At 37.4% G+C, this 23,920-nt stretch carries 19 protein-coding genes; 4 read left to right on the top strand and 15 right to left on the bottom strand.

All coding sequences use genetic code 11. From position 1 onward, the window contains the following. The first annotated feature begins 22 nt into the window (after nucleotides 1-22). The gene (locus tag G581_RS0106420; protein ID WP_028845120.1) at nucleotides 23-1,006 is read left to right on the top strand and encodes a radical SAM protein; all 984 of its coding nucleotides are present in this window, start codon (nucleotides 23-25) and stop codon (nucleotides 1,004-1,006) included. A 52-nt stretch (nucleotides 1,007-1,058) separates the two neighbouring features. On the opposite strand, the gene G581_RS0106425 is transcribed toward G581_RS0106420, so the two are convergent. The 14 genes from G581_RS0106425 to G581_RS0106500 form a co-directional block, all read right to left on the bottom strand. Continuing rightward, nucleotides 1,059-1,802: a 4Fe-4S dicluster domain-containing protein gene (locus G581_RS0106425; RefSeq protein ID WP_028845121.1), complete on the bottom strand. Its 744-nt coding sequence runs from the start codon at nucleotides 1,800-1,802 to the stop codon at nucleotides 1,059-1,061. A gap of 10 nt (nucleotides 1,803-1,812) precedes the next feature. Then, entirely contained in the window at nucleotides 1,813-4,872 is a 3,060-nt protein-coding gene (gene fdnG, locus G581_RS0106430; protein ID WP_083962647.1) for a formate dehydrogenase-N subunit alpha, read from the bottom strand. 242 nt (nucleotides 4,873-5,114) lie between these two features. Next, nucleotides 5,115-6,539 carry a sigma-54-dependent transcriptional regulator gene (locus tag G581_RS0106440; RefSeq protein WP_051178971.1) on the bottom strand — a complete coding sequence of 475 codons (1,425 nt, stop codon included), beginning with the start codon at nucleotides 6,537-6,539 and terminating at the stop codon, nucleotides 5,115-5,117. Next, complete coding sequence (locus tag G581_RS0106445) at nucleotides 6,536-7,681, bottom strand: ATP-binding protein (RefSeq protein WP_028845125.1); 1,146 nt, start codon at nucleotides 7,679-7,681, stop codon at nucleotides 6,536-6,538. Before G581_RS0106445 ends, G581_RS0106440 begins: the two co-directional genes overlap by 4 nt. Continuing rightward, nucleotides 7,678-8,700: a phosphoribosylformylglycinamidine cyclo-ligase gene (gene purM / locus G581_RS0106450; RefSeq protein ID WP_028845126.1), complete on the bottom strand. Its 1,023-nt coding sequence runs from the start codon at nucleotides 8,698-8,700 to the stop codon at nucleotides 7,678-7,680. The genes G581_RS0106445 and purM overlap by 4 nt, the downstream gene beginning before the upstream one ends. A gap of 2 nt (nucleotides 8,701-8,702) precedes the next feature. After that, nucleotides 8,703-9,557 carry a carboxylating nicotinate-nucleotide diphosphorylase gene (nadC, locus tag G581_RS0106455; RefSeq protein ID WP_028845127.1) on the bottom strand — a complete coding sequence of 285 codons (855 nt, stop codon included), beginning with the start codon at nucleotides 9,555-9,557 and terminating at the stop codon, nucleotides 8,703-8,705. Further along, on the bottom strand, nucleotides 9,554-10,033 hold the full coding sequence (locus G581_RS0106460; protein WP_028845128.1) for a hypothetical protein: 480 nt from the start codon (nucleotides 10,031-10,033) through the stop codon (nucleotides 9,554-9,556). Before G581_RS0106460 ends, nadC begins: the two co-directional genes overlap by 4 nt. Nucleotides 10,034-10,044: 11 nt before the next feature. Then, nucleotides 10,045-12,876 (bottom strand): valine--tRNA ligase, encoded by a 2,832-nt coding sequence (locus G581_RS0106465; protein ID WP_028845129.1) that lies wholly within the window; start codon nucleotides 12,874-12,876, stop codon nucleotides 10,045-10,047. Then, nucleotides 12,848-13,375: a response regulator gene (locus tag G581_RS0106470; protein WP_028845130.1), complete on the bottom strand. Its 528-nt coding sequence runs from the start codon at nucleotides 13,373-13,375 to the stop codon at nucleotides 12,848-12,850. Before G581_RS0106470 ends, G581_RS0106465 begins: the two co-directional genes overlap by 29 nt. Before the next feature lies 1 nt (nucleotide 13,376). Next, nucleotides 13,377-13,985 (bottom strand): Tgt2/MlaC family protein, encoded by a 609-nt coding sequence (locus G581_RS0106475; RefSeq protein WP_028845131.1) that lies wholly within the window; start codon nucleotides 13,983-13,985, stop codon nucleotides 13,377-13,379. 1 nt (nucleotide 13,986) lies between these two features. Beyond that, the gene (locus tag G581_RS0106480; RefSeq protein ID WP_028845132.1) at nucleotides 13,987-15,357 is read right to left on the bottom strand and encodes a TolC family protein; all 1,371 of its coding nucleotides are present in this window, start codon (nucleotides 15,355-15,357) and stop codon (nucleotides 13,987-13,989) included. After that, nucleotides 15,338-15,781, bottom strand: coding sequence for an outer membrane lipid asymmetry maintenance protein MlaD (gene mlaD, locus G581_RS0106485; protein WP_028845133.1), 444 nt, complete (start codon nucleotides 15,779-15,781; stop codon nucleotides 15,338-15,340). The genes G581_RS0106480 and mlaD overlap by 20 nt, the downstream gene beginning before the upstream one ends. A gap of 609 nt (nucleotides 15,782-16,390) precedes the next feature. Next, on the bottom strand, nucleotides 16,391-17,119 hold the full coding sequence (locus G581_RS0106495; protein ID WP_028845134.1) for an ABC transporter ATP-binding protein: 729 nt from the start codon (nucleotides 17,117-17,119) through the stop codon (nucleotides 16,391-16,393). After that, a complete protein-coding gene (locus tag G581_RS0106500) occupies nucleotides 17,116-17,886 on the bottom strand; it encodes an MlaE family ABC transporter permease (protein WP_028845135.1) in 771 nt (256 codons plus the stop codon). The genes G581_RS0106495 and G581_RS0106500 overlap by 4 nt, the downstream gene beginning before the upstream one ends. Before the next feature lie 358 nt (nucleotides 17,887-18,244). Here G581_RS0106500 and G581_RS0106510 point away from each other — a divergent pair, with 358 nt between their 5' ends. Then, nucleotides 18,245-18,535, top strand: coding sequence for a GIY-YIG nuclease family protein (locus G581_RS0106510; protein WP_028845137.1), 291 nt, complete (start codon nucleotides 18,245-18,247; stop codon nucleotides 18,533-18,535). Nucleotides 18,536-19,033: 498 nt separating this feature from the next. Here G581_RS0106510 and G581_RS0106515 read toward each other — a convergent pair whose 3' ends face one another. Further along, complete coding sequence (locus tag G581_RS0106515) at nucleotides 19,034-20,233, bottom strand: multidrug efflux MFS transporter (RefSeq protein WP_028845138.1); 1,200 nt, start codon at nucleotides 20,231-20,233, stop codon at nucleotides 19,034-19,036. Nucleotides 20,234-21,150: 917 nt separating this feature from the next. Here G581_RS0106515 and G581_RS0106525 point away from each other — a divergent pair. Both G581_RS0106525 and G581_RS0106530 read left to right on the top strand, forming a co-directional pair. Then, on the top strand, nucleotides 21,151-22,800 hold the full coding sequence (locus tag G581_RS0106525; RefSeq protein WP_028845139.1) for an alginate export family protein: 1,650 nt from the start codon (nucleotides 21,151-21,153) through the stop codon (nucleotides 22,798-22,800). Nucleotides 22,801-23,590: 790 nt separating this feature from the next. Continuing rightward, entirely contained in the window at nucleotides 23,591-23,881 is a 291-nt protein-coding gene (locus tag G581_RS0106530; protein WP_028845137.1) for a GIY-YIG nuclease family protein, read from the top strand. Nucleotides 23,882-23,920: the final 39 nt, after the last annotated feature.

Consider the following 23,920-nt stretch of genomic DNA (forward strand, 5'->3'; position numbering starts at 1 on the left):
GCCATACTTTATAATACCGTAAATGAAATTTATTGAAAAAATTTTGATGCCACATCTTGAATGGGTTCAGCTTGAAGTCTCAAGTCTTTGTAATGCTTCATGCTTTTACTGCCCGCATACAACACATAGAAAGCAATGGACTGGAAGGAATATAACTCTGAATGAGTTTCTACAAATCATGCCTTATCTTAAAAAAATTAAACTTCTATATCTTCAGGGATGGGGAGAGCCTTTCTGTAATCCGGATTTTTTTAAATTTGTTGAGATTGCAAAAAAATATGGATGCAGAACAGGAACAACAACAAATGGAATGCTCATTGAAGAAGCTCACATTGAAAAAATAATTGACTCAAGCATGGATATAATAGCATTCTCACTTACAGGAATAAAGAAAAATGATACTCTGCGGACAGGAACAAAAGCCGGGAAAGTTTTTAAAGTTATTGAAAGATTAAATGAAGAAAAAATAAAAAAGGCAGTTTCAAAACCAGAAATTCACATTGCTTATATGCTGCTTAAATCAAATTTTGATGAACTTGAAGAAATTCCTGAAACTCTTACTAAATCTGGAATTGATCATGTAGTTATTAGCATTCTCGATCTGGTTTCCGATTCATCTCTTAAAGACGAATGTCTTGTTCCTGAAACAGAGGAAGAATTTAATGTCTTAAAAAATAAAGCCTTACATGTTATAAACAAAGGAAGGAAACTCAATATAGCAGTAGCTTTTAATCTTTCACATCCATTTAAAAAAGGAAAAACCTGTTCTGAAAAACCTCTGCAGTCAATTTTTATAAACTCATCTGGACATGTTTCTCCATGCGTATTTACAGGTATTCCATCAGAGGGATTTAAAAATTTGTATTTTGGTAACATAAATGAACAATCATTACCATCTATCTGGAGAAGTCGTGAATATAGAGAATTTCGCAAGAAACATCTTGAAGATGATAAGTCCTTACCATGCAATATCTGTCCTAAACGTAGAGTGGTTGAACTAGCTTAATTTTTTTAAATATTCAGGGAAGGCTTAGCCTTCCCTGAATATTACTGTGAGACTATTTCTTTAGTTCTTCTGTTGATTTCTGTGCAAGATATTTAATAAAGGAAGATGTTGTTGAATCGCTTCGTCCTACAAGTGTTCTGAGCACAGAGCCCCAGAAAGCAACAGACTCAGATATACGTGGATTTTCAGCAAGCTTGTAAACCTTCGGTGAATCCTTAAGGGCAAATACTATACCTAATCCACCCAGGTCTGTCTCTCCGTAAAGTTTAAATCCCTTTGCTTTGGCCTCTTTTATAAGAGCCTCTCTGTCGCCGAATTTTATTGCTCCAGTTGGACATGTTTTAGCGCAGGCAGGAGTGAGATTTGCTTTTACTCTGTCTAGACATAGATGACATTTAGCTATCTTGCCCTTCCCTGCCTGATCATATCTTGGAATATCAAAAGGACAGGCAGATCTACATGCATGACAGGCAATACACTTGTTTTTATCATAATAAACAATTCCGGTTTCCTTATCTTTCATCAAAGCTCCAACAGGACATATCTGTACACAGGCAGGCTCTCCGCAGTGCATACATCTATGACTTACAAATAACCATTTTACTCCTTTTGCATCAGAGCTCTCTATAAACCTGATTCTATTAAATGTATTTGCATCAAGGTCTGGTGGATTTTCATGTGTTCCATTATTCTTTGTCTTTGTTACACCAAGTTGATTCCATTCCTTGCATGCAACCTGACAGGCTCTGCATCCTATACATATATCTGGAGTTATCAATAATCCCTTACGTGCCATATTTCACCTCCTATGCCTTCTCTATGTTGACCATGAATGCCTTTGTTTCGGGTATCATGGTATTTGGGTCACCTACTGATGGTGTAAGCAGATTTGCACTATCACCGCCGGAACCGTCTTTAGGCCATTGCCATCCATAGTGCCATGGCAAACCAACCTGATGTATTGTCATTCCCATAACTTTAAATGGTTTTAATCTATCTGTGACGATTGCAATTGCCCAGAGCTTTCCTCTGACAGATGAAACTACTACTTTATCTCCGCTGTTTATCCCCTTTTCTTTTGCAAGTTCTTTGCTCATCTCAATAAATATCTGAGGCTCAAGCTCAAGCAGCCAATCTGTATGTCTTGTCATGACCCCGGTCTGCCAGTGTTCTGTTACTCTGTAGGTTGTGCAGACATACGGATATCTTGTATCACAATAAATAAATGCGTCAGCATCTGTTCCAAATAACTTTACAGTAGGATTTATCCTATGTTTTTTATAAAGTGGGTTTTCCTGAAATGGACACTCAAGTGGTTCATAGTGTGTTGGGAATGGTCCATCAGCCAATCCAGTTCCAAATATTGCACCCACGCCAAGAGGCTTCATTATAAATGGAAGTTTTCCACCTTCCATTGCAAGTGGTGGAGCTGGTCCATCTGGAATATCTCCCAACCATTTTTTATTTGCTGTATCCCACTTCAGCAATGGTCTCTTTGGATCCCATGGATTACCCTGTGGATCAACACTTGCACGATTATAAATTATGCGTCTGTTTAGAGGCCAGCACCATGCCCAGTTTAAATAAAGTCCGAGTCCTGTTGGATCTTCCTTGCCTCTCCTTGCCATCATATTTCCTTTTTCAGTGTAGCTTGCACAGTACAACCAGTTACCTGAAGAGGTCTTCCCATCGTCTCTTAAAAATACAAAACTTGGAACAAGCTCCCCTTTCTTTCCTATAAGTTTTCCATCCTTGTCATATACATCCTCAAGATAGTATCCATTTATCTCTTTTGCAATAAGATTGATATTAATATGCTTTATTTTTCCCTGTCTGTCCTTCTCGCCATAATCCCATGTAAGATTTACTATTGGTTCAGGAAATGCTCCTTTTTCTTGTTCATAAAGTTTCTTTACTCTGAAGTAAAGCTCATTCATTATTTCAGCATCTGGTAGAGTTTTTCCTGGTGGATTCACTGCTTTATATCTCCACTGGGCAAGCCTTCCAGAGTTAGTGATACTTCCCTCTTTTTCAACTGAGCTGGCACATGGAAGGAAGAAAACTTCTGTTTTTATTTTTTTGGGATCCATTCCAGGACCTCTCCAGAATGAAGCTGTTTCATTATCCCAGAGATTGACAGTAACAAGCCAGTCAAGCTTTGCAAGAGCTTTTCTTGTTTTGTTTGAGTTAGCACCAGAACACGCTGGATTCTGTCCCCATGAAAAGAATCCTTTAATTTTTCCTTTGTACATCTGATCAAAAATCATGAGCCATGAGTAGTCCTGACCATCATCTCTCTTTGGCAAGTAGCTATAGCAAAAGTCATTATATTTTGTTGCCTTATCCCCATAGATGGCTTTCAAGTAGCTTACTATATATTTTGGTCTGTTAGACCACCAATTTACGCTTCTTGGTTCTTTTGTTTTTGGTGTGTATTTTTCAATATATTTTTTTAAATCAGTATCACTTGCAACTGGGATGGGATTGTATCCTGGAAGAATATGGAAAAGTATTCCATAGTCAGTTGAACCCTGGACATTGGATTCGCCTCTGAGGGCGTTCACTCCTCCTCCAGCCATTCCAACGTTACCAAGTAGCAGCTGAACAATTGTAAATGTTCTTATGTTCTGAACTCCAATTGTGTGCTGCGTCCATCCCATTGCATAGCATTCTGTCATTACTCTATCTGGTTTACCAGTGGATGCTAAAATTTTATACGCCTCTTCAATTTTATCCTTTGGTGCTCCTGTAATATCTGAAACTGTATCTATGGTGTATCTTAAATAATGCTTTTTAAGAAGCTGAAACACACAGTTTGGATCCTGAAGTGTTGGATCTTTCTTTGGAACGCCATTTTCATCAAGCTGGAATTTCCATGTTGATTTGTCATAGCTTCTTTTTTGCTCATCATATCCGGAGAATACTCCATCAAGGTCTTCAGGAGTTTTAAAGTTGGGGTCAACAAGAAAAGATGCATCTGTGTAGTTTACAACATAATCTTTAAAATACAGATTGTTATCTATAATGTACTTGATCAATCCTCCAAGAAATACAACATCTGATCCTGAACGAATTGGAACATAAAGGTCTGCTTTTGATGCTGTTCTTGTAAATTTGGGATCAATAACTACAAGTTTTGCACCTCTCTGTTCCTTTGCTCTCATTATCCATTTCATTGATATTGGATGATTTTCTGCAGGATTACCACCCATGACTAAAACCACATCTGCATTTTTGAGGTCAATCCAGTGATTTGTCATTGCTCCTCTGCCAAACGACTCTCCCAGAGCCGCTACAGTGGCAGAATGTCATATACGAGCCTGATGTTCAATATAAACAAGCCCCCAGGAACGCATGAGCTTCTGCATTAGATAGCACTCTTCATTATCCATTGCAGCTGATCCAACATGAGCAATTGAATCAACTCTGTTTACAATCTGTCCTTTTGCATTTTTTGTGATGAAATATTTATCCCTTGTTTGTTTAACAAGCCTGGCGATTTTATTCAGAGCTTCTTCCCAGCTAATTTTTTTCCATTCTGTTGCACCAGGTGCACGATACATGGGTTCAGTTACTCTGTAAGGATTGTTCGCCATCTGATAAATTGATGCCCCTTTCGGGCACAGTGCTCCCTCGTTAATTGGACTGTCCGGATCACCTTCTGTGTTAATTACCTTACCCTCTTTAGCAAAGACAATGATACTACAGCCAACAGAACAGTAAGGACATATCGTCGTTGTCTCCCTGGCACCCTTTGTTCTCAGCTCCGCTGCATAGGCTTTTGCCGGTTCAAGATTAAGCCCGATTGAGCTGAGAAGAAGAGCACCTGTAGAGATTTTCAAGAAACCTCGTCTGGTAAGCTCCATAAAAACTCCTCCTTTTTATTTGATTAAAATAAAAAAGGGAAGTTTCGAGAGTTTATACTCGAAACTCCCCCCTGACCATCCGATTAAACTTCTCAGGGGGATGCATGGAAGATTTAATCGGCTCATAGCTAATTATATAAAGCAAGAAATTTGCCTGATTATTTTCTCTGAAAAATCAAATAATTATAAAATTAAACGGATGCAACTTTTTTTGCTATGAAGGTAAAATGTCAAAAATTGTTTCAGGGAGCATTGGTTTTACGAATTCTTCTGTTAAGAGCCTGTCTTGTAATTCCAAGCATTGAAGATGCAAGCCCCTGATTTCCCTGTGCACGCCTCAAAGCTTCATCTATAAGAATCTGTTCCATTTCCTTAAGCGTGGGTAGTTTATCAGGAAATCTCATCTGAATATAGAATCTTACAATCTCGCTTTTCAGCTCTTTATCAATTGAGTTACTTACATCAATCATATCTTTAAAACTCTCCAATGACAGAATGCTAGATTTACACCTTGTAACAGCATCATAAATCATCATTTTAAGCTCTCTTACATTACCCGGAAATAAGTGATTCATCAAAAGCACAATCAGTTCTTCAGGATATTTCAAAAGCTTCTTTCCAAGAGAGATTGATGCTTCTTTAACAAAATGATCAACCAAAACAGGGATATCATCCTTTCTTTCTCTCAATGGAGGAAGATGAACATGATGTGCTTTAAGCCTGTAAAATAAATCTTTTCTGAATTTTCCGGATGATACCATCTCATTAATATCCTGATTTGTTGCAACTATTATTCTTGCATCACTGTTTTTTGCCATGTCAGAGCCAAGAGGATAATAAACATTCTCCTGAATAACTCTCAACAGCTTAATCTGAGATGCTTCAGACATATCACCAATCTCATCAAGAAAAAGAGTTCCACCCCTTGCTCTGGCTATTAATCCCTCTCTATTTGACATAGCACCTGTAAATGCTCCTTTTCTGTGCCCAAAAAGAGTATCTGAAAACATTGTATCATCAAGTCCTGCAATATTTACCGCCACAAACTCTCCCTTTTTACCACTTACTCTGTGAACTGCTCTTGCAATGAGTTCTTTTCCTGTTCCAGTCTCTCCGGTAATTAAAACCGGCTGATCTGTTCTGGCAATAACTTCTACATATTTAAAAATTCCTTTCATTTTTTGATTGACAGTCACTATTTCTGAAAAAGCATCTTTGTGTTCAATGTCATCCAGAAGGAGGCTTTCTTTTAAGCCTGTTATTTCTTCTTTAAGTCTGTTTATTTCCAGTGCCTTATGAATTGAAGTAATGAGCCTGTTTTTTTCAACCGGTTTAACAAGATAATCAAATGCTCCAGCTTTTATACACTCTACAGCCGAGTTTATCTCGTTTATGGCTGTAATAACAATCACAGGAATTTCAGGATACTCAACAACTATATATTTCAAAAGCTCAAAACCAGAGATATATGGCATTGATAGATCTAGCAAGATAACGGAAAAAGAACGCTCTTTAAGAATTACAGGCACCTCACGAGCATCCTGAATACATGTAATATCTTTTATTCCATTTGATTTAAGAATAACAGAATAAGTATAGAGAGCATCAGGCTCATCATCAACAATTGCAACACTGCCGCAAAATTGCTTTTCTTTAATTGCCTTCATACAGGTAAATAAACTTTAACCTGAGTACCTGCTGCTTTTTCTGATTCAATTATAATATCTCCATTATGCTCTTCAACTATTGCTCTGGAAAGATACAGCCCAAGCCCTGTTCCGCCTGATGCATGTTTTGTAGAAAAAAAAGGTTTATATATATGCTGCATGTCTTCTTCTGAAATTCCTCTGCCTTCATCTTTTATTTCCAGATATATTCTCTTTTTATCCGACTGAAACGAAGTTAAAATTGACACAGCTTTTTTTCTATCTGGAAGGGATTGTAAGGCATTCATTAATAAATTAATAACCACCTGCTCAAGTTTTTGAACATTACCATTTATCTTTGGCAAATTATCCTGAAGTTGCATTGAAAAATTTTCAGTATGAAGAAAAATAGTATGACTCAGTATCAACACAACTCTTCTTACAACTTCATTTATATCAACCATAGTATTTTCAGAGGTTACTCCATTCTGAACATGTTTTTTAAACTCTTCAAATGTTTCTCTGATTCTGTTAGCTCCATCACTAACAGCCAGAATCAGCCGGGGCATTATTTTATCAAATTCCTGAGAAGATATACCTCCAATCATAAATTCACCATATTCTTCCTCGTATTCTTTAATTATTGAAAAAATATCCTGCCAGGCATTGTAGGTAAGCTGAAGATTGTTCAGCATAACATTACAGATATTATTTATCTCATGAGCCACACTTGAAGTTATTAAATTAAACGCCCTCACTTTATTTTTAAAAATAAGCTGTGCTTTATTTTCCTTTATGTCCCCTTTTTTTGTCAGTTCTTCTGTTATGTCTCTGAATCTGCAAAATGTAACCCTGTAGTCTTCATATAAAATGGGAAAAATATCAAAAAAAAGCAACCCTCTTGCACCATCAGGTTTTATAAAATTAATTGTTCCAGAATACTCAAGTCCCTGACAATCTTTTATCAGGTTGATAAAATTCATATATTCATTTTTTTCAAAAACTCTTGATAAATCCAGCTGTTCTCCAAAAAGGTTATACGCATTCTGATTAGCATATAAAATATCAAAGGTTTCAGATTCAAAAATAACTAAAGGCTCAAGAAAATGTTCAACAAATTTTAAAAAAATCCCGGTTGAAAGGCTTTTTTGAAATATTTTCATACAAGCAGTACTTTACCATCTCCTTTGACTATTCCACCGATTAACCATGCACAATAGCCATTCTGGTTTAAAATATTCAGAGCTTTATCCGCATCATCACTGGGAACAACAAATACAAAACCTACACCCATATTAAAAACTTTAAACATTTCTTCTTCATCAATTTTACCGATGTTTTTAATAAGCGTAAAAACTGATGGAGCTATCCAGCTACTTTTTTTTATTCTAGCTGAAACGTTTTTTGGAAGTATTCTTGATAAATTACCAGGAATTCCTCCTCCTGTAATATGAGCCATTCCCTTTGCTTTAACTTTATCTTTAAGGCTCAAATAGGCTTTAACATAAATTTTTGTTGGTTTTAAAAGTTCCACTGCAAGACTGCATTCTAATTCTGAAACATATTGATCAAGCTTGAACTTGCCAGTATCAAGAAGAACTTTCCTTGCCAGTGAAAAACCATTGCTGTGCAATCCAGAAGATGCCACGCCAATTAAAATATCTCCTTCTTGAATTTGACGGCCGTCTATAATCTCACTTTCCTCAACCACTCCGACCGCAAAACCAGCAAGATCATATTCATTTTCTTTATAAAAACCCGGCAACTCTGCTGTCTCTCCACCTATCAGAGCACAACCTGACTCTTTACAACCCTGCACAATTCCTTTTATAACATCAGAAGCCTTTTCTGCCTTCAATTTTCCTGTAGCAAAATAATCAAGAAAAAATAAAGGTTCTGCACCAACTGTTAAAATATCATTCACACACATTGCAACAAGATCAATTCCAATGGTATCATGCCTGTCAGCTTCAAAGGCAATTTTTAACTTTGTTCCCACTCCATCTGTTCCACTTACAAGCACTGGTTCTTTATATTTTTTAGTGTCAAGCTTAAAAAGTCCTGCAAACAGTCCGAATTTCCCGGTAACTTCTTTTCTGAACGTAGTCTTAACCAGAGGAGAAATCATACTCACAAATCTATCTGCTTCTTCAATATCAACTCCTGCCTGTTTATAGGTAATGCTCATATAACCTTCCTTATTTTCATACTTATATCCACTGCTTTTGCTGAATGTGTTAAACAACCCACAGATATGAAATCAACACCGGTTAAAGCTACATCCCTCACATTTTCAAGACTGACACCCCCTGATGCTTCAAGTAAAACCCTGCCTTTTGCAATCCTAACAGCTTTTTTCATTGACTCAATGTCCATATTATCAAGCATCACAATATCCGCATTTGCGGATATTGCTTCTTCAAGCTCTTCAAAATTCTTTACCTCAACCTCAATCTTCTGATAAACAGCTGAGTTTTTAGCTTTCAATACAGATTCCTTTACAGATCCTGCTATTTTTATATGGTTATCTTTTATCAATATCGCATCATATAAAGCAAATCTGTGATTATAACCACCACCAGTTTTTACAGCATATTTTTCCATGAATCTTAATCCTGGAGTCGTTTTTCTTGTATCAAGAATTTTTACAGGAATTCCTTCTATTTTTTCAATAAACTGTTTTGTTAGCGTGGCAATTCCTGAAAGCCTCTGAAGTATATTTAATGCAATTCTTTCACCGGCAAGCAAAAACATTGCATTGCCTGTCAGAGAAGCAACCACCTTTCCCTTTTCAATAAAATCACCATCTTTACAGTGTTCTTCAATATAAATATCTGATGAACTGAAATAATCAGCAAGTATGGAAAAAAATCTTTTCACAAATGGCATCCCTGCAAGAATCATATCTTCCTTGCATATAATTTCTGCATGCACATTGAGATTTTCAGAAACAAGAATTTGAGAGGTTATATCTCCAGTACCTATATCCTCTATAATGGCGAGATTTAAAACTTCATCAACAAGTTGATTGAATATCATTTCTTAAGGAAAAGCCTTAAAAGTCCGTAAACTCCTCCAGCAACTAAACTGACAGATAGTGCGCTTTTCCAGTCAAATAAAGTTGTAACATTGCCTTCTATATTTTTACCTATAACAATTACACTTGCAGAATTTTTAACCTCCACATTGCTGCCAATTACTATACCTGCTGCTGACTTCTTCACCTCTGCTTTTGTCTTGCCTATTGACATAGGACAGATTGAAGCATTGATTTCAGCATGTTCTGCAAGTGAAACACCGGTTATGCACTGATTGAGGGATAGTTTATTTGCTCTGACAATTCCTATTGCTCCCTGTGTAACTTCAGCTTTTTCAGAATCAATGCTCAATGCACATATCTGCTGCATTTCCGCATTACCCGCTTCAACTGCTTTAATTGTGCTCTGCTTTATGTTTAAAAACTCAGTTTCCAGTATATCTATACTCTGACCTTCAATATCAATTTTTTGTTCCATTGTTGTACCTCCTAATTTATTAATTCTTCAAGAACTGACACGTTTTCTTTTATTTTATCACTTTTAATTAAAAGTTCCTCATACTTTTCTTTATCCTTGTTCACAACATCCTGCGGAGCATTTTTTATAAAGTCCTCATTCATCAGCTTTTTATTGAGAAAAGAGATTTCCTGATCCATTTTCTGAAGTTCCTTCAAAAGTCGTTTTTTCTCCTGTTCAATATCAATCAATCCCTTAACAGGTATATAAATCTCAAAATCTTTTTTAACTGATATTGCAGAACCCTTTTGCCTGACTATATCCTTTCCTATCGTCAAATTCTTTGCCCTGGCAAGTTTCAAAATAAATTGATTTCCCTCATGAAGAATTCCCTCAGCTTCTGAGCTGAGAGATTTAATATACACATCAAGAGTTATTGATGGAGCAATGTTCAGCTCTCCACGAATACTTCTGATACCTGTCACCGCATCCATAATATATCTCATCTTTTTCAGAGATTCTTCGTCTTTTTTTATAGAATCCGATCCAGGATATGAAGAAATCATTATGGATTCAGTTTTACCAAGGATATTAAACCATATTTCCTCTGTCACAAATGGCATAAATGGATGAAGAAGCTTTAAAACAGTTTCAAAAACATAAAAAAGACAGTTAATCGTATCTTTTGCTTCATCGCTCTCAGAATACAGAACAACTTTCGACAACTCAATATACCAGTCACAGAATTCATGCCAGAGAAATTGATATACTGTATTGGCTGCATCATTGAATCTGTAAGCTTCAAGTGCTTTATTGGTTTCATCTATTGTCTCAGAAAGACGTGATAAAATCCATTTATCCTTGAATGATTTCATATCATCCACAGTAATGCTTTCCTCAGTTCTTAAATGCTGGAAACTCATTATAAACTTCATTGCATTCCATATTTTATTTATGAAATGTCTGTATCCTTCGACTCTTTCTTCTGAAAATTTAATATCTCTTCCCTGAGCTGCAAAAGCTGCCAGTGTGAATCTGAAAGCATCAGCTCCGTATTTTTCAATCATAACAATGGGGTCTATCACATTTCCTTTAGACTTGCTCATCTTCTGTCCCTTTGAATCCCTTATAAGTGCATGAATGTAAACATCTCTGAATGGAACTTCTTTCATAAACTTCAATCCCATCATTATCATCCTTGCAACCCAGAAAAATATTATGTCAAACCCTGTAACAAGCACATTTGTAGGATAGAATCTCTTCAAATCTTCTGCTTCATCAGGCCATCCAAGAGTGGAAAATGGCCATAATGCTGAAGAAAACCATGTATCAAGAACATCAGGGTCCTGAATTAATTCCTCGCTACCGCATTCAGGACAGTGTTTAACCTCATCTCTTCCTGCAAATGGTTTGATCTCTTTTGGAATCCTGAGCATTTTTGCTCTCTGTTCAATTTCATGTTTTGTAATTCCGAGCTTTCGCAATTCATTATAAGTGCCGCTCCAGATTTCTTTTCCATTAACTATAAATGGTTTATAAAATCTGATCTCAATTAAATCTCCATGCTCTCTGCCATCAGCAGTTTTACATTTTGCGCAGTACCACACGGGAATTCTGTGTCCCCACCACAGTTGCCTTGAAATACACCAGTCCTTTATATCCCGCATCCATGCGTAGTAGTTGTTAACCCATCCATCAGGAATAAATCTTATTCTGCCTTCTTCAACCACCATCAGAGCCTGTTCAGCAAGTGGTTTTATTTTTACATACCACTGAACTGTCTGGAAAGGTTCAATGACTGTTTTACATCTATAACAATGTCCTACTGAATGTTTATGTTTTTCAACCTTATCAAGAAGCCCAGCTTCAGTAAGATCATCGATAATTTTTTTCCTTGCCTCATATCTATCAAGAGCTTTATACTGTCCGGCTTCATCTGTCATTTTACCTTCTTCATCTATAACACACACATATGAAAGATTATGCCTCTGAGCCATCTCTGCATCATTGAAATCATGGGCAGGAGTTACTTTAACAGCTCCTGTTCCAAATTCCATATCAACAGCACTATCAGCAATAATCGGTATTTCTCTGTTAATAAGAGGAAGAATAATCGTATTGCCAACCAAATTTTTATATCTTTTATCTTCTGGATTAACTGCAACTGCTGTATCACCAAGCATTGTTTCAGGACGAGTTGTTGCAACTGTGATAAATTGAGATGGGTCATCTTTGAATGGATATTTTATATAGTAAAGTTTTCCTTCTAATTCCTCATGTTCAACTTCAAGATCAGAAAGAGCAGTATGACATCGTGGACACCAGTTTATAAGCCTCAAATCCCTGTAAATCAATCCTTCATCAAAGAGCCTGAGGAAAACCTCTCTAACCGCCTTTGAAAGTCCCTCATCCATTGTAAATCTCAGCCTTGACCAGTCACATGATGCTCCGATTCTTTTGAGCTGATCAATTATTCTACCCCCGCAGTTTTCCTTCCACTGCCAGACTCTCTCCAAAAAAGCATCTCTTCCGATGGTGTATCTATCAACTCCCTCAGAAAGCAGTTGTCTTTCAACAACGTTCTGAGTTGCAATTCCAGCATGGTCTGTTCCTGGAATCCACAGAGCATCGTATCCGAGCATTCTCTTCCAGCGAATTAAAATATCCTGTAACGTGGCATTCAAAGCATGCCCCATGTGAAGAGTGCCAGTAACATTTGGAGGAGGAATTACTATACAGTAAGGTTGTTTTTTTGAATCTAAAGCTGGTTTAAAAAAACCCTTTTCTTCCCATAAACTGTAAAGCTTTTCTTCAATTGTTGCGGGTTGATAGGTTTCATTGATTGACAACTCTTTCTTTAACACGATTTTGCTCCATACCCTCCAGAAGTTGTTTAAAAATACTGTATATCTCAGTCTGTACTTCCTGTTTTATATATGGCCTGAATTTGTTAATTAATTCATTTTCTGATTCCTCTATAGAGCTCACATTGACTTTAGTTAGTTTCTCCTGAAACAGAAAATATTCCACTTTCTCCTTGAATTCTTCCCGACTGAATGGTTTAACAATAAAATTAACTCCTGAATTTTTAAACTGTTCAGTATTAATAGAAGAATAAAAATTCACAATCATAAGAACAGGCAACACCAGAGAATATCTTTGTCTTAATGTTTGACAGAAGTTCAATAACTCATTCTCATCCATTTCATCAGTCAAGATAACAAGTTCAGGATTAATATCTTCAATACTCTTTAACGCTTCATCAATATCTGAAAATGATTTAATCAACAATTGATCTTCAAATAAATTTTCCAGAAGATCTGATACAACATTTGATTTTTCAACCAGAAGAATCCGGTACATTTTACTTCTCTCTTGTGACTTCTTCTATCTGTTTACTCTTCATCCTCTTTACAAGCTCCTGATATGAATAGTTACGGATGATTTTATTGAACTGGCTGCGATAATTGCTTACAAGGCTTACGCCTTCAATGACAATATCGTAAACTTTCCACTCTTTACCATTAAAATAAAGCCTGTAATCAATTGGAATTTCTTTCTGATCAGTTGTAATCACTTTTGTCCTTACCTCAGCATATTTACCATCAATATTCTCATCAGTATAAATTACTTTTTCATTGGTGTAAGCTTCAATTTTATTGGCATAAGATCTTTCAAGCAAATCCTTATATAGCGCAATAAACTCCTTTTTCTCAGCAGGAGTTCTTTCCTTCCAGTAGACACCTAAAGAGCGTTTTGACATCTCTTCAAAATCAATGATTTTTCCTATTTCAGCTCTCAAAGCAGCTCTTCTTTGCGGAGTTTTGCTCTCTCCTTTATATTTTGGATCTTTAACAATGTTTATTACTTTATCAACAGCTATCTTAACTTCCTCTTTAGGAGAAAGCACAGCAAAGGCGGTTGACAAAGAAAATACAGAAATCAGAAATAAAATTAGTATAGCTCTTTTCATGCTATTTAACCTCCCTTTCATTTTTATCTAATCCTGAAGCCTGCATTAAGTTTGCCACAGCAATTTTTTGGTTATAAAGAGCCTTTAAATGGTTTACTCTGGTCATTGTATAGGCAAGCACAGCATCTGTGAGATCTTTTGTTTCTCCAATGCCCATATCAATATTTGCATCAGCGATTACAAGCCATTTTTTTGCGTTACTGTAAGCTTCTTCCATATTTTTTGCACTTTTTGATGCTTCCTGAAGCTCATAGTAAGCCTTCCTAATCTGAACCGGAATACCGTTTTCTGCAAGCTTTTTCTTTTCAATAACTTTCTGATGCTCAATCTCAGCTTCTCTTATTTTACCCTTTGTTATTCCGAAATCAAGACTAAGTTTCAGACCAACAACAGCAGCCAGCATTGGCTCATTAAGGGGATCATAAATATAAGGATTATCAATGTCGTCTCTGTTTGTTGCTTTTGCTACACTACCTCTTACAAGAAAAAATACCTGTGGATAAAGATTGCTCTTTTCAACATCAATCAGAGCCTCTCTTGCTTTAAGTCCTTCTTTAATCTGAGTCATCTCAGGTCTAAACATAAAAGCCTTTGAAATTAAGTCATCAGGCTGCATATAAATATCTTCATATTTTAAAGTTTCAGTCATTACATCAAGCTTGGCATTTGGTGAAAGTCCTGTCATAAATTTTAAAGCTTCAATAATTATTGCTTCATTTTTATCAATCTCATTTAAGTTTCTCAGCACTTCACCATAGTAAGTTTTAAGTTTATAAAGTGTGAGTTCATCAGCAGATGGAAGCTCCTTTTTCAGATCTTCCTCTGTTCTTTTTATTGCTTTTTCAATTTCATCCTTAATTTCATTTGCAAGTGTTCTCAGATCCCTTAGCATGGCAAGACTCCAGTAAATCTCCTTTGTCTTAAAAATAATTTCCGAGCGTTTCTTTTCAAGCTCTGCCTCAGAGACTTTTATCCCTCCTTCTGCAGCTGTTTTATAACCTGCAATCTTTCCGAATGTGTAAATCGGTTGCAATGCCTGCATTATAATAGTTCCAAAAACACCGTTTATTGTTGTTGATACATCAGTCTTTACCCTGGGAGATATATCCTCTTTCTCAGCTTCCGGAGAAGGACCTCCAAGAGCCATAATCTCAATCTGAGGTAATGCTGCTGCTTTAGCCTGATCCAGTTTTGCTTTATAGATTTCAATATCCTGTTTATACTCTCCAAGCTCTGGATGAAACTTAACCGCTCTTGCAATGCACCCTTTCAGATTAAGAACAATCTTGTCCTCTTTGTCTTCTGCAAAACAAACAGCTGAAAATAAAAATACACCCAAAATAATTAAAAACCTAAATTTTCCCGAACACATATTTGGATAACACCTCCTCTATGTCTATTGATGATTCAGTTTCTCTAATTTTACCATTTTGAGCAATATATTGCTCAGAACCTCCAGGTGTGATCTGAATATATTTTTCACCGATCAACCCCTTTGTTCTTATTGATGCAATGGAATCATCAGGAAGTTTTATTGAATTTAAGATTTTTATCTCCACCTCCGCATGATATTTATCATTAATTCTAACACGTTCAACAGAACCAACAGGAACACCGGCAATCTCGACAACAGAGCCCTTTCTGATTCCTCCTATCTTGTCAAACTCTGCGGAAACAGTATAGTAACCAGATGAAAACATATCAATCTTGCCAAGTTTGAAAGAAAGATACCCAAGTGCAAGAACCCCGATCAGGACAAATATTCCCACTGCTATTTCAAGATTCTCTCTTTTCATTTGCACCTCCATTTTCTATACTCATTAAAAACTATTCAATAACTCAATAAACCCTGAAAATCAAAAAACTACAGGCATCCTTATTTTTCACCTGCCCCACCTTGTCCTTCTGATCGTCCGCTCCGTCATTCTTAAGTATTTATTCTGTCCTTCTGAGCCTTCTATTTTGTCATTCTGAGCGTCAGCGAAGAATCCCTTCCTCTATCCTTCCAAGCGTCCACTCTATCCTTCTGATCGTCCGCTCCGTCATTCTTAAGTATTTATTCTGTCCTTCTGAGCCTTCTATTTTGTCATTCTGAGCGTCAGCGAAGAATCCCCACCTTTGTTTCAAGGAGAAGACCCTTCACTTCGTTCAGGGTGACAGATAAATAATATGTACTGTCATTCTGAGCATCCACTCTCTCCTTCTGATCGTCCGCTCCGTCATTCTTAGCATTTATCCTGTCCTTCTGAGCCTTCTATTCTGTCATTCTGAGCGTCAGCGAAGAATCCCCTCCTCTGTTTAAAGGAGGAGACCCTTCGGCTTCGCCTCAGGGTGACAAAAAAAACACTCGGTGACAAAAAAACACTCAGGGTGACAATATCAACCTTATTATTATTTAACAACCTTCAACCTTCAATACCCATTATAAAATTTTTTACAACAATATTATCACTTTTCTGAATTTCTTCAGGAGTTCCTACTTCAACAATTCTTCCATCATGAAGCATCGCAACTCTATCTGAAATCTCAAATATCTCAGGAATTTCATGGCTGATTATCAAACCTGTGAACTCATACTGCTTTTGAGTGTCCCTTATAAGTTTATGAATTGAACGAACCAGTATCGGATCAAGTCCTGTTGTGGGTTCATCAAACAAAATTATCTTTGGATGCCCTATTAATGCTCTAGCAAGCGCCACTCTCTTTCGCATTCCTCCGCTGAGTTCAGCAGGATATTTATATTCCATTCCCTGAAGTCCGACATCACTCAGGGCTTTCATCACTTTTTCGTGAATCTCCTTTTTATCCAGCTTTGTCTTTTCTGTAAGAGGAAACGCAACATTGTCATAAACAGTCATCGAATCAAAGAGTGCTCCACCCTGAAAAACAACTCCGATATCTGATCTTATTTCATCAAGCTTTTTTCCTGTGAGCTTCGTTATATCCTCTCCTTTTATAATTATACTTCCGCTGTCAGGCTTTAGCAATCTGATAATATGTTTAAGAAGAACTGATTTACCTCCACCGCTTCTTCCAATTACAGCAGTTACCTCACCCTCGTTTATAACAAGATTCACTCCCTTTAAAACCTGCTGATGACCAAATGATTTGTAAAGATTTTTTATTTCAATCATAACAGAAATGCTCCAAGCATGTAATCCCAGAGCAGTATTATGACACTTGAAAGAACAACAGCATTTGTGGTTGCCCTGCTCACTCCTCTTGCTCCATAGCCAGCGTAATATCCCATGAATGTGCAAATCCATGTAACAAGAAGCCCGAAGCTCAGGGATTTATAAAGCCCTATCCTTATATCCTTAAAATCAACATAGAGCTCCATCTGAGAGAAATATGTTCCTTCACTTAACCCAAGAGCATGAATTGATACAAGATAGCCTCCATAAATCCCAACAACATCAAAAATTGCTGTAAGAAGCGGAAAAGTAACAATGCCTGCGATGATATTTGGAACAACAACATATTTCATCGGATTTACAGCCATCACAGTCAGAGCATCAATCTGCTCGGTAATTCTCATAATTCCAATCTCTGCTGTAATTGCAGAACCAGCTCTTCCTGTAATCATTAAAGCACACAGCACAGGACCAAGCTCTCTTATAAGGCTCAGAGCAACAGCGGGTCCTAACAATGCTTCAGCACCGAATTTATTCAGAGCATAAAATCCCTGAAGAGCAAGAACCATTCCGCTGAATGCTCCTGTAAAGATTACAACAATCATTGATTTATTGCCAAAAAACCTTACCTGTCTGAGGAGATTTTTGAACTTAAACGGTGGAATAAAAACATAATAAATAGCATCAACAAGGAAAATAAACATTTTCCCCAGAAATAAAAAAAGCTCTACGCCATACCCGCCCAGCAATCTTATAAATTTAATCATTGACATATAAGATATCTATTTAATTTTTATTTTGTCAATAGTCAGACGCTATAGGTAGTGTCAAAAATTCAATCTTATGCAGCCATAAACATTATTTTTGACCTACCCCACTCCGTCATTCTGAGCGTTAACCTGTCATTCTGAGCCGAAGGCGAAGAATCTCCACCTTTGTCATTCTGAGCGTCAGCGAAGAATCTCCATCTCTGTTTAAAGGAGGAGACCCTTCGGGACTCCGTCCCTCAGGGTGACAGAATGTACTGTCATTCTGAGCATTTATTTTGTCATTCTGAGCATTTATTCTGTCATTCTGAGCGTCAGCGAAGAATCCCCACCATAAAAAAAATGTTATAATCCCCTCATGAAAGAACAATACTATGTCTACATAATGACAAACAAATACAATACGGTCCTATATGTTGGAGTTACAAACGACCTTGTAAGAAGAGTTTATGAACATAAAAATAAACTCGTAAAAGGTTTCACTGCAAAGTATAACATTGTGAAACTTGTTTATTATGAAACACATGAAGATATCAAGGAAGCCATCAAAAGAGAAAAACAAATAAAGGGCTGGTTACGAGCAAAAAAGGAAGAATTGATTAAAACCATGAATCCATCATGGAAGGATTTGTATGAGAAAATAGTATGAGATTGAGGAGGAGACCCTTCGGCTTCGCCTCAGGGTGACAGAATGTACTGTCATTCTGAACATTTATTTTGTCATTCTGAGCATTTATTCTGTCATTCTGAGCGTCAGCGAAGAATCTCCCCTCTGTTTAAAGAAGGAGACCCTTCGGGACTCCGTCCCTCAGGGTGACAGAATGTACTGTCATTCTGAGCATTTATTTTGTCATTCTTAGTATTTATTCTGTCATTCTGAGCGTCAGCGAAGAATCCCCGCCTTTGCTTAAAGAAGGAGACCCTTCGGCTTCGCCTCAGGGTGACAGATAAATAACAGGGTGACGATATCAAACGGTGACGATATCAAACGGTGACAACATCAAACCCTATTTATTATTGCACAGCCTTTTTCCACTGGTAATTCACTTGATGAGCCTATTTTCTTCCATGCCTGAAATTTAGATGCTTCTGCGTTACAGAAAAACAACAACACAAAAATAATTTACAGCACTATATCTAATATTCTCTAATGAACTCTCACTCTCTTTGATAGATGAATATCTCTAAATACCCATATGGCATTAAGCATCAACAATCCTCCTGTAATGAAAAACACTGAACGCAGTCCAAACCACGCTGATACCAGACCTCCCATTACAGCTCCAAAAAATGAACCAAGAAACTGAGCTGATTGGGTATATCCAAATATCTGACCAGCAACTTCATCAGGAGTAATTCTCTTTATCAATGTATTTATTGAGGGCATCAATCCTGCTGTTGCAAACCCAAGCAGAAATCTTAAACCCATCAACTCCCACGGTGTACGCACAAATGCCTGTGGAATGAATACCAGCCCTGCAAGAACAAGTGAGCCAAGTATAACCCTGTATGGTCCAATCCTGTCTGCAAGCTTACCAAGAAATGGTGCTGATATTATGTTAGCCACTCCTGTTGCTGAAAAAACAATTCCTGATATAAGTGCCAGATTGGGCAATCGTCCTGCAATATCAGCTATATAAACTGTAATGATTGGCTGAATTGAAGTGAGTGCCATCTGCGAAATAAAAGTTGTTACAAACATGGCTTTAAGTACCTCAGGAGCTGTAACACTCTGCCATATGGATTTTAATCTTACATGTGTGTGCTCAGTACGTGGAGTAAAATCCTCCTTTACAAAAAACAGTGAAGTTACAAATGAAATCACTAAAAATCCACCCATTACAAAAAACTGATGACGTATACCAATGATTCCCTCTAAATATCCACCTAATAACGGACCAAGCAGCATTCCTCCAACAGCACCGGTAAAAAGAACTCCCAGTGCCCAGCCAGAGTATCTTCTTGGTGTCTGTATAGCAACAAGTGTTATGGAAGCTGAATAAAAACCCGAGATTGTGCCCTGAAGCATCCTTAAAAAAACAAGCTCAAAAACATTATGCACAAGCCCTATACATGTGATAACAACGGTCATACCAAGGCTTGCACGCAAAAGCATTGGCTTACGACCGTATTTATCAGACATTCTTCCCCATAATGGAGAAAAAATTGCCAGTGTTACAAATGTAACTCCAAAAGCAATGCCTGACCAGACTTCAACCTGATTTATATCATGCACACCGAGCTCTTCTATATAAAGAGGTAAAATTGGCACAAGCTGGCTTGTTCCAAGAGACATAACAAAAACACCAAACCAGCAAACATAAAGATTTCTCTTCCATATCTCCATAAATTAATCCTCCGGGAAAACAGTAACCATATTTTATTATTTTACATAAAATTGAGCTCTCACATTCTGAATGTAGTTTTTTTACAACATAATGTGGCAGAAAACACACAAAAAGCAGACAGATAAATCATTGAAAATAGTGAGATTTCTATGTGGCAAAAAAATTGCTACTTTTATTTATGTGAAAGCTGGAAATCATAGAAATAAAAATTGTAAAAAATGTATTGACAATTTCATTAACAAAATGATATATTGTTTGCAATATGAATTTTCTATTATCTGTCACTCTGAGTGTTTATCTGTCACCCTGAGTGATAAAAGTTGTCATTCTGAGGGACGAAGTCCCGAAGAATCTTAGAGAGCATTAAAAGAAAGAGATTCTTCGCTGACGCTCAGAATGACAGAAATAGACGCTCAGAATGACAGAGTGCAAGACGCGGAATGACAGAATGGATGCTCAGAATGACGGAGCGGACGATCAGAAGGAGAGAGTAGGAGATCAGAATGACGGAATGGAAGACACGGAATGACGGAATAGGAGCTTAGAAGGATAGAATGGAAGACGCAGAAGGACAGAATGGATGCTCGGAATGATAGGATGGAATGACAGTACATATTATTTATCTGTCACCCTGAGGCAAAGCCGAAGGGTCTCCTCCTTAAAAGAGAGGTGGGGATTCTTCGCTGACGCTCAGAATGACAGGATGTGGTAAGGGTGAAAACTAAGAATGTTTGTAGTTTCATGATTTTAAAGACTTAGTGAGTTTTTAAACAGACTCTTAAAAAGGAGGTGATAAGACAAACACGGTGAAAAAAGAAGGAGTTCCTCTGAAGGTCATAGCCTGAAGAAGCTCCGGTTTATCTGTTTTACCACCGTCTTTGACGGTGTAACTGAACTAACCTGAGGAGGTTAGGAAGTGAAAAAGTATGCAGGTATTTTAGCTGTACTTGTTCTTCTATTAGGTCTTGCTGCACTGAGTTATGCAGCTCCAGCAGAAATCCCATCAGACACAACAGCAGTAATCTCAAAAGGAAAAACCCAGATTACCCTTGGCGGTGAGATCAGAATAAGAGGTATGTACGGAAGAAATCTGGATGTAATTGATGATAATGCGTATAAGACTGAATATGAGTATGTATCTGTACCTAAAACGGATGAGAACGGTAAACCTATAACTAAACCTATAACTATACCTCTATATCTAGTGGATGATGAGGGTAACTCTTTTACTGTACCTATAACTCTATTGGATGAGAACGGTAAACCTCTAACTGAAACTGAGTATAAAAAAGTAAAACAAGGAAGAAAAGGAAAAAGCAGAAATCAGTCTTACTATGAATACCGTGTAAGACTCAATATGGAAGCCAAAATTTCTCCCAACACAACTGGATATGTAGAACTTGAAAGCAGTAATGAGAATGAGAGAAATACCTCAGAAAATACAAAATGGGGCACCGGTACTCAAGGTCCAAGAGGTAATTATCCATTTGGTAACTGGCATGATGAATCAAGTGTCTATATTCGTCAGGCATGGATTCAGCATCAGGGTACTGGACTTCTTGGCGTTCCTTTAGGAGTGAAAGTTGGAAAACAGCTAATCAAGCTCGGAAATGGACTGTTCTTTGACCACACATATTTTGGTGATGATGCAATCCTTGCATTTGTTCAGCCATTAAAAGAGCTTACAATTGCCGCTTACACAATCAAATTTGATGAAAACAACATATACTTCAATGATGATTCAACAGCATACGGACTTCTTGCTTCATACGCAGGACATGGCTGGGGTATCAGTGCTGATGCAACCTATGTTGACCATCAGAATGTATCTGGGTTGTATTTAAATAATAAGAACTTCTATGATACGAATGCTTATTATATAAAAAATGATGGTACTGTTGGTTATAATGTTAATCTTTATGAAGCAGATATTCATCTGTGGAACTTTGGCTTAAGAGGCAACTATGATGACATTGCTGGAACAGGACTTGGCATCAGAGCAGATGTTGAATTCCAGACCGGAAAAGTTGAATTGCCTGGTAGTAAAGACCTTGACTTAAAAGGCTGGGCAGTTTTAGGTGGACTTGACTACAAATTTAAGTCAATACCTCTCATAATTACTGCTGAGTATGCAAGAGGTTCAGGAAATGAAGATGAAAAAGACATAGATGCATTCATAACTGCTCTTGGTCCAGAACAGCACTACACATTCGTGTATGAATATTTAGCTCCTTCAGCATGTAACTTTGGCGCAAACTTTAGAACAGGTCTTTGTAATACCCAGTATGTAAAACTCGGTGCTGCATCTGACATAACAAAAGATCTCAAAGCTGAGGTTTATGGTTACTGGTTAAAAGCTGTTGAAGATGTATCAATCCATGGTGGCAAAAAAGACGATGATCTTGGCTGGGAAGTTGATGGAAAAGTAACCTATCAGCTTGACAAAGGACTTATTTACTGGGTTGAGGGTGGTTACTTCTGGGCAGGCGATGCCTATGATATGGAAGGTGGCAAGAGTGCTGATGATGCATGGGCAGTAAGACACGGCATCCAGCTCAAATTCTAAAACAGTATTATCCGAGGCTGACATAATTGTCAGCCTCAAAATTTAAAAATTCACCGTGTTTGTCTAACATAAAGGCGGGTCAAAAACCCGCCTTTTTTTATCCGTCAAAACCCCCCTATTCCGTCATTCTGAGCGTCAGCGAAGAATCTCCTCCTTTGTTTTAAGGAGGAGACCCTTCGGCTTCGCCTCAGGGCGACAACAAAATAATATGTCCTGTCATTCTGAGCCTTCCACTCCGTCATTCTGAGCGTTCCACTTTGTCATTCTGAGCCGAAGGCGAAGAATCTCCACCTCTGTTTTAAGGAGGAGACCCTTCGGGACTCCGTCCCTCAGGGTGACAGATAAAAATGTTTCAGAGTAACAGAAAAATATTCACGTGACAGATAAAAATGATATGTACCGTCATGCCAAGCATTTATGTCTGTCATTCCGCACGTCCATTCCGTCATTCTGAGCGTCAGCGAAGAATCCCCTCCTTGTTTAAAGGAGGAGACCCTTCACTTCGTTCAGGGCGACAACAAAATGATATGTCTGTCATGCTGAACGTTTATTCCGTCATTCTGAGCGGTCCACTTTGTCATTCTGAGCCGAAGGCGAAGAATCCCCACCTCTGTTTAAAGAAGGAGACCCTTCGGCTTCGCCTCAGGGTGACAGATAAATGTTTCAGAGTAACAGAAAAATATTCACGTGACAGAAAAAAATGACATGTACTGTCATTCTGAGCGTTTATTCCGTCATTCTGAGCCGAAGGCGAAGAATCCCCACCATAAAAAAATGTTATAATCCCCTCATGAAAGAACAATACTATGTCTACATAATGACAAACAAATACAATACGGTCCTATATGTTGGAGTTACAAACGACCTTGTAAGAAGAGTTTATGAACATAAAAATAAACTCGTAAAAGGTTTCACTGCAAAGTATAACATTGTGAAACTTGTTTATTATGAAACACATGAAGATATCAAGGAAGCCATCAAAAGAGAAAAACAAATAAAGGGCTGGTTACGAGCAAAAAAGGAAGAATTGATTAAAACCATGAATCCATCATGGAAGGATTTGTATGAGAAAATAGTATGAGATTGAGGAGGAGACCCTTCGGGACTCCGTCCCTCATGG

Source organism: Thermodesulfovibrio thiophilus DSM 17215 (genome assembly GCF_000423865.1).
In the GTDB taxonomy this organism is placed as follows: Bacteria; Nitrospirota; Thermodesulfovibrionia; order Thermodesulfovibrionales; family Thermodesulfovibrionaceae; genus Thermodesulfovibrio; species Thermodesulfovibrio thiophilus.